The following is a 12,245-nucleotide window of genomic DNA, read 5'->3' as shown; positions in this document are numbered from 1 at the left end:
GCAAGAAATGAGCCACACCGACCGCTCTAACCTGACTGAAGGCACCAACACTAAGCTCGATTGCCGCATAGTCAACCAGGAGGCCCGTAAGGGCTTCCTGTTGCCTAACTCACTCCCGGCCCTGCCTTCTTTGGAAGGCCCCAAGGCTTTGCTGTCTCTGAACCAGGAACAGTCCCTGGGCTACCGCATCATTCTTGGCCAACTCAGCCTGCTGAAAGCAATTTCGAGCGACACCAGCATTCTCCAAGGGCTGGTGACCGACATTTGGAACTCCATTGGCGAGAACGATAGCGTCGATAAGGCCGCTGCACTGCTCTTCCAGGACGGAGCATGGGTTCGCGCGGGCTCAATTCCTGACAGTGAGTTTGCATCCATTCTTCGCAAGAAACTGAACACCATCCAGACCCTGATTGCTGAACTGAAAGCGTTCGCTCTTCCCGGCTTCGAGGACAATCTGTTCGTGGCAGCTGTCCGAGACGAAATCCAGAAGAAGGTTCTGGAGATCCTGCCCTACGACCTCATCCTCAACCGCGCGGCCGGAGAATTCCGAACCAAGTGCAAGGAGCTGTCCAGCCTCTGCAACGGCCTGGTGAAGTACATCTCAGAGGAGGTTCGCCTTCCTCGTTCCAAGGTCGCAAGAATCATCAACGGGAAATGGACGTCACCCAAGCTGATGCCTGGTCTGATGCTCTCTGGGGGCTACGAGTTGAAACTATATCCTCAGAGAGAGTTGCGCCGGCTGCGCCAAGAGATCGTTGAAAAGCAGCGGGACATCCTTTCTGCGGCGTCGACTGCAGATATGCCGGCCGAGCAGCTGCTGGCCGCCTTGGAGGGATTCAACTCTGCCGAGCGGGTTGTTCACGAGACCGTAGGGTTCTTTGCCAATGCGAATATGCGCCTGGTTGACCAGATCGTCTCTGGGTATCGCTTTGCCACAGACCTCGAGCAAGTCCGTTCGGCAGCTCAACTGGGCCTCGTGAGAAGCATCTACCGGTACGCACCGGAGATGGGCTTCAAATTTTCGACACTGGGCATGACTTGGATTCGTCAAACGATCCTGCGTGACCTCACCCAACAGGAGCTGATCCGTTTGCCCGAAGGATCACATGGAGCCTTGAGCAAGCTTACAGCTGCTCTGAAGGAGCAACCGAATGCATCCAAAAAGCACCTGAGCAAGGTTTGTGGACTCTCGATGGATGACGTAGAGAATCTCCTCTACTTCGTGGGTGTAGGAAAGCCCATGTCTATTGACTCCACCTTCCAGGAGAGTGGCAGTTCAGAGGCGGAGGGGATGCACGATCTGCTCGCGGACTCGAACAACAGCTTTGTTGAGGAGGTGATGGAGGAGGATGCCGCCGGCTACATAACTGAGGTGCTCGGGGACGTTCTCAACCAGCGGGAACTGCAGGTAGTGGTTGCACGCTATGGTATTGGAGGAGCGGAAGCCCAGACTCTTGCGACCCTCTCCGAGATCATGGGTGTTTCGAAGGAGCGGGTACGTCAGATCGAATGTGAGGCGCTGAAAAAGCTGAGAGAAAGTGAGCACGCAGAATGCCTGCTGGAGATTTTGGAATGAGTAATTTGAGCCTGCCTCTGTACGGTGCTGAGATCGAGGCTTTTGGAGTTCTTGGCACCTTCATCGGCGCCGACTTGATGGATGATGGCGATGTCCACTTAACTCTGAAAATGCCGGAATCCAATGTGCGATTGGCCCACAGTTACGCGGTGGCCGAAAATCAGTTCTGCCTAGTCGTGGGAGCAAGTCTGATCCAGGTGTCGAAGAAGAACTGCGTATGGCGCAGCTCACCAGGCTTTGATGTGACGGATGATGAAGGATTCATTGCGTTTCGAGTTGATCGGCATGTACGAGCGGCAGTAACGGTAATGAAATTTCAACGAGCCATCTCTCGTCTCAATAGGATCTGAGCTCGATCGCGTTGTCTTACCGATGCGGTATCCATCTCAAGGACTAGCTTGGCGTACTCGGCCACACCTTCGAAGTCACCGACAACCAGTAGCTGGTCTGCTAGCTGGAGGTTCATAGCTGCATCATCACAATCCACCTCCGGTCTGGTGACGAGTACGGGCTCTTCCACACGTACTTCCGCTTTCGCCAGTTCGATCACCCGTTCAGGCTCTGTAAGTGAAGTCTGAATCGGCGTAGCAGATACATGGGGAACCATGTTGATTTTCGGCTTTGCTGGAAGTGTTTCCTCCAGATGGTGGTTACTGCTATGCGCTTCTTCGCCAGCTGAAGCCTTCCCCGCGGCACTATTCAGTCGTCCGATCCATAGGGCGGCTATGGCACCGAGAAGAAGCACTGATCCGATGATGCCCAAAATCTGAGATTCCACGTTTCTATCCTCATTTTCCTTGTCCTAATAGTGTCTCGAGGGTGCCTCTTTTTCGGTCACGCTGGTGGCACACCTGAACATCTCCAAAATGCGCATCATCAGCCACAGGAGTAGTTCTATGCGTGACAACGACGATGCGTTTCAGACAATCGAGGTACCGGTAAACCTCAACGGAACGGTGAAGGTGCGTGTGCCCAGTCACTGCCACCCAGAGGAAGTGGAAAAGCTGGCGCTGGAGCAGTTCAAAGCTCGACTCAACCAGCCAGTGACTTTTGGTGAGTCTGGCTACTGCTCCTATGAATTCCGCGGAGAGGCATGGAGCACCAGAGGCCAGGCCCGGGTAGGGAACCTTGAATTTGAGGTTCGCCATGACATGGCCTTGAACGTCTCTGGGGCCATGGTTGCTCTGGCACCTGCGGCAGGACAATTCGGGGCTGACAGGCTCCGAGCTCGACTCACAGCCTACGTATCCCGGGAAGCGGTCTACATCACGGGTCGTAAACCTGGTACCGACCTAGAGCATGTAATGGTGATGGTCGACATCCAGGACGGAGAACCGACGGTGAACGTGATGTCGCCAGACGGCGATGACCAGTTTGACGCTGACGGAAGCATGCCGATGGTCAGTGTGGGCTTCCCGGGTATGTGCTGGAACCTCAACTGAGGGGCACTCCCAACCCACTATTAGACCAAACCCTTGTTCTGTAGGTGAGTGAATTGGAAGTCTCCCGTCGACGCTTCGTGAAGATGTCGGCTGCAGCCAGCGCCGCAGCCGCCATTGGGTTTGGGGTGAAAACACAGGAAGCAGCCGCGATGAGTGCCAGCATTGCCACTCTTCTTTTCATCGACCCCATCACCCTCGAGTACAAAATTTTCGGGCCATGCTGCCATTTCTGCCCAGACCATCTGATCGTCTCTCATTACCAGCCAGTAGCGTTGGTGGAAGTGATCAAAGGGGGCGGAGATACGGTACTCGGCCAACCCATTGGTGGCCCACTCAGTGTGGGCACGGACAACAACGATTACACATCGATGGCAGTCCGTATCTGGCAATTGCCGGACTGGGCGATCGACATCGCAATGGGCTATCAGTCGTGCAAGCTTTGTGGTGTGGATGCTGCTCGCACCACTAACTTTTCCCTGACCTCTGCCTTAGACATGTGCGGTGCAGTGGCCAACCCTATCGTGTCAAAGGGCGTCAATGCGTTCAATTCAGCCCTGCCGAACTGCTTCCCGAGATTGCTCTACAGCACCGAGTTCGACCCAACCTGGAACACAGGATGTCGGGACATTGGAGCAGCAGAAGCCATTGCGGGAGTGATTTGCAATCCGCTCACTGGCTCATTCTCCATCCCTGGAATGGAGATCTGCATAGGGCAATGGGGTGGTCTATATCCCCGGCAAATGGCTTCCCATAACGACAACGCGGCAATAGCTGCCGGAATTGCCGCATACCGAGCAATCCACCTCAGCGGCTTCACAATCGGCACCTTTCCCTTCAGCGCGGCCCTCTCTGTTGGGAAGCTGCAGCAAACTCAACCCTGGCCAACCGTCGGTTTCAAGGCCGGTAGCGCTCTCCTGGACACAGCCATGAGGCTATACCCCGTCTCCCTTGAGGAGCTGTATGCCTTCGTTTGGTGGACTCCTGTGGTCTGCTGCAAGGAGTACGAAGAGATCATGGGGGTTTGCTCCCCAACAATCTGCGGTTGAGGCGCTTCTGCCACATCCAGATATCCATAGATTGGTCTCAAGTTCCACATGAGGACCAATCTATGGACAGCTTCCAAATCACCACCTCTCCCCTTCTTCGCCAGTTCGCAACACGCCTCGACCCACGGACCATCCAGGTAACGACCAAGCTGGGCGTGGCAACGATTATTCGCGCTGATTTCGATCCAGTGTCCTTCCCAGCAGATGAAGATCTGCAGGAGGACTTTTTGCGCGATCTGATCAACCGGGCAAACCCTGGAGCACTTGAGCTGCTCAATCAATCACTCGGCAAATGCCTTGGTGATCAAGCCAAAGCAATTCGACAAGTCTTGGGTTCTGGCACATCTGAAACCGGCCGAAATTTGATCTCACGCATCCCGCGTCCACAGAACGGAGAAATTCCATGAATGAGCAACGGAACAAGGCCCTTCAGGCGGCACTGGGCCAGATCGAAAAACAATTCGGCAAGGGCGCTGTAATGCGCATGGGCGACCACGAGCGCCAGACCATTCCGGCAATCCCAACCGGCTCCATGGGATTGGATATCGCCTTGGGCATCGGGGGCCTGCCGAAAGGTCGGATCGTAGAAATCTACGGCCCGGAATCCTCGGGCAAGACCACCCTGACCCTGTCGGTCATCGCCGAAGCCCAGCGGCAGGGCGCCACCTGCGCCTTCGTCGACGCCGAGCACGCGCTGGACCCGGATTACGCCGGCAAGCTGGGCGTCAACGTTGACGACCTGCTGGTCTCGCAGCCGGACACTGGCGAACAGGCCCTGGAAATCACCGACATGCTGGTGCGCTCCAACGCGGTGGACGTGATCATCGTCGACTCCGTTGCGGCGCTGGTGCCCAAGGCCGAAATCGAAGGCGAGATGGGCGATGCCCACGTCGGCCTGCAGGCCCGCCTGATGTCCCAGGCGCTGCGCAAGATCACCGGCAACATCAAGAACGCCAACTGCCTGGTCATCTTCATCAACCAGATCCGCATGAAGATCGGCGTGATGTTTGGCAACCCGGAAACCACCACCGGGGGTAACGCCCTGAAGTTCTACGCCTCGGTGCGCCTGGACATTCGTCGTACCGGATCGGTGAAAGATGGCGATGAGCAGATCGGGAACGAAACCCGGGTGAAGGTGGTGAAGAACAAAGTTTCTCCACCATTCCGCCAGGCTGAATTCCAAATCCTCTATGGGAAGGGGATCAACAAGCTCGGTGAGATTGTTGATCTTGGGGTAGCTAGTGGCTTGATCGAGAAGTCGGGGGCTTGGTACAGCTACGCAGGTCAGAAGATCGGCCAAGGCAAGGCAAATGCCTGCCAGTATCTGCAGGAGAATCCCGCGGTCAGCGATGAGATCGAGGCGAAGCTCCGCAGCCAGAAGATCACCGGTGTTGCGGTGATCACCGACTCACCTAGTGATGACGATCAAGAGGTTGCATAGACCAACTGAAAAGGCCGCCAATTTGGGCGGCCTTCTGTTTTGTGATCAGTGATTCCCGATGCCGTACATCCGGTACATATGTCGGGCAAGCTCGGCCGGTTTACCCGAGAAGGATACAGCCCCAGTTTCCCTAGCAGCATCAGGCATCGAACGGGCCTGGCTGGACTCCGCATCCTGGGCCATAACGATCTTCGCCTTTCCTTTCAGATCGCGAATTCCCGAGGCACCGTCATCCCCCATCCCGGTGAGGATGATCACTCCAAGCTTCCCTGCAATCGAACTGAACACAGACCGAATCACGCTGTTAATCGACGGGCTGTAGGTGTTTGGCTTGACCGGCCGGAGTTGGATCACCCCGCTTCGTACTTCAACTGTGGTGTCACGCGGGACAACGAAGATGGTACCGGCCTTAAGCTTGGCGCCATGCTCGGCCGCGACCACCTCCCACCGCGAGGTACATTCGCGTACCCGCTGGACATAGGTGTTGAATGCAGCTTCGGTGAGGTGCTGGACCAGGAAAATACTGACTGGCAACGTGGGTAACTCGCCAAGAAAATCACGGATAGCTTGAGGCCCGCCAGAGCTACAGCCGATCACCCAGGTGTCGTTCGCGTTTCGGGATTCAATCTCGGCTTTCCTCGCATCTAGGCTTTCTGCGAGGTCGGGGATGCTTCGCTTAAGCTCATCGACAAGCTTGTTGCACCAGGCCTGACGTTCTGCAGCGCTCATCGAATACAACTCACGTTCGTTGAGCACACAGACAGGCTCATCTCGCCCCAACATTTCGAGGACATCTTCTGAGTTGAGAATCGCCTCGTCGCTGAAGTCGACGATCAGTGCGTGAACGCCAGTCGCTGACAGGTCTCCATTCTCCACGTGGCTCATGTCATAGACCGTGAGTTCTCCGACGACTGGCGAGAGAACCTCTTGGATGAGAGCCACTTGGACGTTGCTAGTTGAAATGATACCGACTCTCATGCAGCTGACCCTTGCAATGCTTGTTCTGGGCGAACTTCTGCAATCGCGTTATCGAGCGCGATGCTGTCGCACGGCTTGTTCAGATAAATGTTTACGCCAGCTCGCAGGGCCTCGTCCTCGAGATTTGTGCGAGTGGTGAGCATGATGATTGGTACCTCATTGAATTCAGCTCGGGCTCGCAGTGCCTTTGTGAGTTCCAAGCCAGTCATTCGAGGCATTTCCATATCCACCATGACGATTTCAGGGAGTCTCTCGAGAGGGAGCATGTCCATTGCGTCCTGACCGTCGCGGGCAGTAATGACCGTATACCCACGAGCCTCGAAGTGCTTCTGCAACAGCTTGCGATAACTCGTAGCATCGTCAACGACGAGGCAGACCGGTTTTAGATCTCGTTTCACAGACTTGACACGGTTTTGCCGAACCTTGAAGCCGGTGTCTGTCCGCTTGAGGTTGAGCCTCACCAGCTCCATGACATCGATGACGAAGACCGGCGAACCGTCTTGCATCTCTGTCTCGCCAATGATCCCGCGCACTTTGGAAAGGATGCCGTCCAGCTTCCTGATGTGGATCTCGGGCATTGAATCAGTGCTGTCGACCTCAATACCAATAGCCATTTCGCCTTGTTGACACAGAATGACCAGGACCTCCTGGTCCAAATCGTGAGTGGAACGCATCTCAGGCATCGCAAGTAGGTCGGCCAGATGCACAACCTCGAAGGACTTTCCTTCGTGATGAAGTACCGCTTTCCCCTTCTCCAACCGCTGTTTTTCCAGATCGGCTCGGGAGCACTGGATGATCTGGTACATGGTGTAGCTGGGAATCGCAAACCATTGACTGCCCGTACGGCAGATGAGAGCTCGGTTCGAGCCGATAGTGAATGGCATTTCCAAAGTGAAGGTCGTACCCCAGCCTACCTTGCTTTCAATTACCAGCCGGCCGCCCATGCTTTCTACCGTCGTAGCGACAATGTCCATACCAACACCGCGGCCGGACAGCTGAGAGACTTTTGCTGCGGTAGAGAACCCATTGTGAGTGATGAGTCTCAGGAGATCCGATTCGGTCAGTTGATCATCCTGCCTGATGATGCCTTTCTCCAGTGCCTTAGCCTTGATCATCGTGGTATCGATGCCTTTGCCATCGTCCTTGACAGTGATGACGATGTTCTTAGCTCGTCGGCAGACGTTTACCTCCAAGCTGCCATGCGCGGATTTCCCTTGAGCAATCCGCTGTGCTTCAGGCTCGATACCATGGTCGAGAGCATTGTTGAGTAGGTGGACCAGTGGATCACGCACAGCATCGAGCATGACTTTGTCCACGATTACGTCGCCACCGGTGAAAACGGTGTCTACTTTCTTCCCTAGTTTTGAAGACTCACGCTCGATGAGGTTGGTCAGGGCTGGACGAATGTTTTGGAACGGTACCAGGCGGCTATCGAGAAGATCTCGTTGCAGGCTGCTGATGAGCCCCGCCTGTTGACGGTAGGAGTCTTTGATCAGCTTGCCCTGTGCGAACATTTCCTCGACGTCTTGGATGGTCTGGGCCAGTTGAGCCCCCATGGTCACATTGAGAGTTGAAAGATCATTGAATCGCTCAAGCTGAAAATCACCTGCCGATTGATGGGCCAAGGCGGTTGGAACGGGTTGGTTTGTGTGAAGACGCAGGGCGCTGGTGAACTTCATGTGGTTCAACTGTTGCGCCTCGAGCTTCTCCCGAATGATAGTTACGATCATCATCAACTCGGCATGCAGCGCCTGTTGGCGATATCGGGCTGCGGTCAGCTCGCTGGACTGCTCGACTGCAGTGTCCAGTAGTCGCTGATCCACTTTGATTTTTTCCGAGCCACCGCTTCGACGTTTGCTGCCGACACCGTGGATGGAGTCATGGGCTTTCGCCAGGATCTCGCGAATCACCGAGCTGCTGACAGGCTTGGTTGGGGCAGATTTAGAGGTTATGCCTTCGACCGACTCGCGAAGAGTTCTGCTTTGCCGCTCTGGCTCATGGTGTACTTCCTGCTCTTGTACAGTAACGGCAGAAATTGACGGTGGGACTTCAACGAGTTCGGGAATTGCTACAGGTGCCGGCACTGACTTGCCAGACTCTTCGGGGGTAGCTTCCGGGACGGCGGGCAAAGCTGGACTCTCGACCTCGACTGAGTCTTCCGGCTCCGAGGACACCACCAGACTGTCTTCCTGAGCGGGTTGAGCGTGAGCTGCCATACGGGCCGCGTGACGTTTTGCACCACCTTTTCCTCGAGACCTGCGACGAGTCTTTTTGTGTCCTGACTCTTCCTCCGCCAAAGAGATTTCCTCACCCTGAGGATGGACGATGCCTTGCTCGAACTCTTCAGTCTTAGGCGTTTCTTCTTCAAGCTCTGCGATAGATTGTGCTTCACAAGCTTCTAGGGTTTCGGCCCTGGCATCTTGGGTGGCCACCTTCTCTAGCTGGATATCTTGAAGGAGGACCTCGCCGGCTGTGCAGGGCTCTTGAGCAAGAAGGCCCAGATCCACTCGATTATGCTGGACTGCAGCTTCAACGCAACGGATCAAGGCCGAGGGAACTTCGTACCCGACAGCGCGACGCATCGCGCTAGTCATTTGATCCAATGCGACCAAAACATACTCGACCAGCCTGGCGCAGTCATCTGATGCAGGAATGATGCTCAGGGAAAGACTCTCGAAGAGGCTTTCCATGTAATGGGTAATCTCTCTGATCGAAGCTGCCTCTGCCATAGCTGCAGCGCCCTTCAGAGTATGCATCTGCCGCTTGATGGTGGTAACCAGGTCATGGTCATCCATCTGGCCCATCCAGCGGTCTACGTTCAGCTGAAGCTGAGGGAGAACTTCCTCGGCTTCTTCAATATAGAACTCAGCCATCTCCGGGTTGTATTCAATCGCCGGCGGGGCAGAAGGCTGCTGCGCATGCTTGGTGGTGGACTCTTGTACATCATCGCTTTCAGAGTTTCCCGGTTTAGCATGCGAAACTGGGTTCAAATTTTCCGGCTGATGACTTTCCTGCGGAGCATCCGGTTCCGGTTTAGCATGCGAAACTGGAGTGACCTGAGCGACCTCAACGTACTCAGCCTCTTCCGCCCCGCACCCCAATGCCTGGACAACCTCTAGCCAGGAGTGAAGTGCGGGAGTTTCAGTCTTCCAAGGGAAAGCTTGCTGGAAACGTTCAGCATCTGCCAGGAAATCCAGGAGGGCTTCTACATCACCCTGGAGCAGTTCGGCCTCTTCACTTCTCAACTGGAACAGGCGAGTCTCTAGGGCTGCAAATGCACTTGCAAGCGGGAGGCAATCAGCACTGGACGAAATCCCATGAAGGGTATGAGCGACACGGCAAAACGCTTCGTTGACGTCTTTTCGCCCGCTTTTGAGATACGCACTCATTGCTGCGTATTGCTCGGTGAACTCCTGACGGAAGATATCGATCAGGACCGGATCGACGCCCTCGGGCATTTCCCGTTCTTGCTCATGGGCCAGTATTACTGCATCCGGCTCGGCAACGACTTGCTCGAGCTTGTTCTGGACTGCAGGCTGATGAGTTGCGTTAGTAGACGATGCCGGTATCTCTGGATGAGACGTGTATGCCAACTGCATTTCCGGATCAGCTTTAGCCATGAGTGCATCGGCCACATCTTTCACAAACAAGGAGACCTTGTTCCTGAGAGAGTATTCATCCATGCAGCGGAGGCACATCTCCACGCCGGAGCGCAGCAAGTCATGCTCCTCCGCATGGTCGAAATCCTCTTTGAGGGCTCGGTTTGTTACGCCTTTGCTGAAGGCAGCAACACCACTGGCGATCTTTCCGAACGACTCATGACCGTGCATACGGGCGGCCATGGAGAGGCGGTCTGCAGCCTTGTAGAGTTGCTCAATGGACGAACGACTACGCAGGTCGAGGCTCGTAAAGCTATCTTCGAAGACGCTCCTCAGCTCGAAAAGCTCGGTGAGGAACGGATCATCGTCTTCGCGTACCTCTTCCTGGGCTGCCTCAAATTTAATCAAAAGTTCGTTGGTGGTTACCGGAGCCACCTCCGTGAAATCTATCCCGAGTTCGCGGAGAGCTTCAGCTGCCTTCGTCAGGTTTTCGGGGTCAGGTTCAAGTTTGGATTTGATGGCTTCGAGGTACATCTCAATCGCCACCAAGGCTTTCGCCAGCAGATCCAACTCCGGGCTGTACGTGAGTTCCGCATTATCTAGGAGACCTACCATCCCAGAGCAGACTGCACCGAGCAAATCACCAACCTGTTCTGCTCCCGAAAACTTCAAGGCCGCAGCAGTATTGACGAGAGATGCAAGTCCGTCCTTCAGTTCATCCTGGCCAATGCCACTTTCTACGTGAACCGAAACGGAACGACGAGTCTTCACCACTTCGATCAAACATTCTGAGACGAGTGTGTCCAGAACGTCGGCACCGACACCCTCAATGTTCAGTGCCTTTGTCGCGTCATTTTCATTGATGAGATTGATGCGCTCGTCGAGGTAGAGGATGTAAGACTTCAGATCGTCTACCACCTCGGCAGCGATGGCAGAAATACCTTCCTTGCCAGCCACGAGTGCGATGGACTTATTGGCAACCCCTGCAAGCTCATCCTCGCCCACCATATAGAACACGTTCGCTACTGAACGCATCGCCGCGCTATATGTAGACAGCTGGACACTGAAGATGTCGTCAGAGCGTGCCCCCAGGGCCCGCCCCAGAGAGACCATGGCTGCATCCAGAAGAGGCTTCAGCTCCAGGACGACGTCAGCAATGGTTGTAGCCTCAGTAGATTCGAGCTTGCTCTGAAGCTTTGCCAGCGAGTCGGTGTCGACTGACTTCCCGACATTGAAAACCCTCAACGCGGCTTCGATGCTAGGCGTGCTTTTTGAACTTAGGCTCAGTACGTAGAGCAACGACTTGAAGCGATCGATACCCAGGACTTCCAGGGCGGCTTCTTCACCACCTAGACCGATTTTCTGAACCGCGACAGACAGCATGCGGACCTGGGAGACGGTGTTACCGCCACTACGAAGGCCCCCGATGGCAAGTGCCTCGAGTAGACACTCACCAACCCACCAGAAGTCGCCCACTTCCGGCTTATGAGAAACTTCCTGGAGTTCTCGGAGGACCTGGCGCATGTCCGCCAGCGCGCCTTTGTTCTGGGTCCCAATGTAGGAACTGAAGGCTGTCTGGAAGCGACGAGATGAGGTCGAGAAGACCTCCTGCTGCCGGGCATCGTCAACGTTATGAATCTTGCGGGGAGGATCAACAAACTCGAATGAGAGCATGCTTGGGGGGAGACTGTCCTCGACAAGCAAGGGAACGCCCCTGACCTCACGGATTTCATTGATCTGCCTGGAGAGGATGCCAGGAGCATCAGGGGCTCCATCAATGACCATCTTCAGATAGTTTGGCAGCATGATCATGCCGGACATCATGGCAAGAATTGCGGGGGCCACCTTCTCCTCTTCGAGGAGTTTTTCTTGGACACTGGTGCAGACTACCCGCATTTCAACCGATAAAGCCGAGCCTCCGGGGCTATCGCAGACAGTCAGCGCAGAGTGAATCAACTCTACGTGTTCACTGACGTTGCGGAAGGCATCGGCCATCGCCTTCTTCTGGTTGGCAAACCATTCAGCCTGTGCCCCTTGAGGAGGATTCTGTAGATCAGCATGTTTTTTGAAGTAGGTGTCGATAGACGCCTTGGCGATCTCGACGCTCTTGATGATCGGGGGCCGAATCCAGGAAAGATGTGCCGCGTGGACATTCTTGGGCAT

The 12,245-nt window shown here is 55.1% G+C and carries 9 protein-coding genes; 6 read left to right on the top strand and 3 right to left on the bottom strand.

The features are described from left to right. Nucleotides 1-7: 7 nt before the first annotated feature. A complete protein-coding gene (locus HMPREF1224_RS42360) occupies nucleotides 8-1,576 on the top strand; it encodes a sigma factor-like helix-turn-helix DNA-binding protein (protein WP_010794216.1) in 1,569 nt (522 codons plus the stop codon). Then, entirely contained in the window at nucleotides 1,573-1,926 is a 354-nt protein-coding gene (locus HMPREF1224_RS0112595) for a hypothetical protein (RefSeq protein ID WP_021263404.1), read from the top strand. The genes HMPREF1224_RS42360 and HMPREF1224_RS0112595 overlap by 4 nt, the downstream gene beginning before the upstream one ends. Here the strand turns inward: HMPREF1224_RS0112595 and HMPREF1224_RS44970 are convergent. After that, complete coding sequence (locus HMPREF1224_RS44970; RefSeq protein ID WP_079743779.1) at nucleotides 1,893-2,354, bottom strand: hypothetical protein; 462 nt, start codon at nucleotides 2,352-2,354, stop codon at nucleotides 1,893-1,895. The two genes, HMPREF1224_RS0112595 and HMPREF1224_RS44970, sit on opposite strands and share 34 nt — an antisense overlap. A 118-nt stretch (nucleotides 2,355-2,472) precedes the next feature. On the opposite strand from HMPREF1224_RS44970, the gene HMPREF1224_RS42355 reads away from it, so the two are divergent. The 4 genes from HMPREF1224_RS42355 to recA all read left to right on the top strand — a co-directional run bounded on the left by HMPREF1224_RS42355 (nucleotide 2,473) and on the right by recA (nucleotide 5,505). After that, the gene (locus HMPREF1224_RS42355; RefSeq protein WP_010794215.1) at nucleotides 2,473-3,018 is read left to right on the top strand and encodes a hypothetical protein; all 546 of its coding nucleotides are present in this window, start codon (nucleotides 2,473-2,475) and stop codon (nucleotides 3,016-3,018) included. Between the two features lie 53 nt (nucleotides 3,019-3,071). Beyond that, entirely contained in the window at nucleotides 3,072-4,064 is a 993-nt protein-coding gene (locus tag HMPREF1224_RS42350) for a twin-arginine translocation signal domain-containing protein (RefSeq protein ID WP_223290564.1), read from the top strand. Between the two features lie 62 nt (nucleotides 4,065-4,126). Then, complete coding sequence (locus HMPREF1224_RS44965) at nucleotides 4,127-4,471, top strand: hypothetical protein (protein WP_081717424.1); 345 nt, start codon at nucleotides 4,127-4,129, stop codon at nucleotides 4,469-4,471. Continuing rightward, entirely contained in the window at nucleotides 4,468-5,505 is a 1,038-nt protein-coding gene (gene recA, locus HMPREF1224_RS42345) for a recombinase RecA (RefSeq protein ID WP_010794213.1), read from the top strand. The genes HMPREF1224_RS44965 and recA overlap by 4 nt, the downstream gene beginning before the upstream one ends. A gap of 45 nt (nucleotides 5,506-5,550) precedes the next feature. Here the strand turns inward: recA and HMPREF1224_RS42340 are convergent, their stop codons facing one another. Together HMPREF1224_RS42340 and HMPREF1224_RS42335 are read right to left on the bottom strand one after the other, a co-directional pair. Further along, complete coding sequence (locus tag HMPREF1224_RS42340) at nucleotides 5,551-6,483, bottom strand: chemotaxis protein CheB (protein WP_010792602.1); 933 nt, start codon at nucleotides 6,481-6,483, stop codon at nucleotides 5,551-5,553. Continuing rightward, nucleotides 6,480-12,245: a response regulator gene (locus HMPREF1224_RS42335; protein WP_010794212.1), complete on the bottom strand. Its 5,766-nt coding sequence runs from the start codon at nucleotides 12,243-12,245 to the stop codon at nucleotides 6,480-6,482. Before HMPREF1224_RS42335 ends, HMPREF1224_RS42340 begins: the two co-directional genes overlap by 4 nt.

Source organism: Pseudomonas sp. P179 (assembly GCF_000478485.2).
GTDB classification, from domain to species: Bacteria; Pseudomonadota; Gammaproteobacteria; order Pseudomonadales; family Pseudomonadaceae; genus Pseudomonas; species Pseudomonas aeruginosa.
Note: the sequence above shows the minus strand (reverse complement) of the source record. Positions and strands in the feature narration are given on the sequence as shown.

Coding starts and splice junctions, on each gene's coding strand:
- HMPREF1224_RS42360 (WP_010794216.1), top strand. CDS start 8: ATGAGCCACACCGACCGCTCTAACCTGACTGAAGGCACCAACACTAAG.
- HMPREF1224_RS0112595 (WP_021263404.1), top strand. CDS start 1,573: ATGAGTAATTTGAGCCTGCCTCTGTACGGTGCTGAGATCGAGGCTTTT.
- HMPREF1224_RS42355 (WP_010794215.1), top strand. CDS start 2,473: ATGCGTGACAACGACGATGCGTTTCAGACAATCGAGGTACCGGTAAAC.
- HMPREF1224_RS44965 (WP_081717424.1), top strand. CDS start 4,127: ATGGACAGCTTCCAAATCACCACCTCTCCCCTTCTTCGCCAGTTCGCA.
- recA (WP_010794213.1), top strand. CDS start 4,468: ATGAATGAGCAACGGAACAAGGCCCTTCAGGCGGCACTGGGCCAGATC.
- HMPREF1224_RS42340 (WP_010792602.1), bottom strand. CDS start 6,483: ATGAGAGTCGGTATCATTTCAACTAGCAACGTCCAAGTGGCTCTCATC.
- HMPREF1224_RS42335 (WP_010794212.1), bottom strand. CDS start 12,245: ATGCCCAAGAATGTCCACGCGGCACATCTTTCCTGGATTCGGCCCCCG.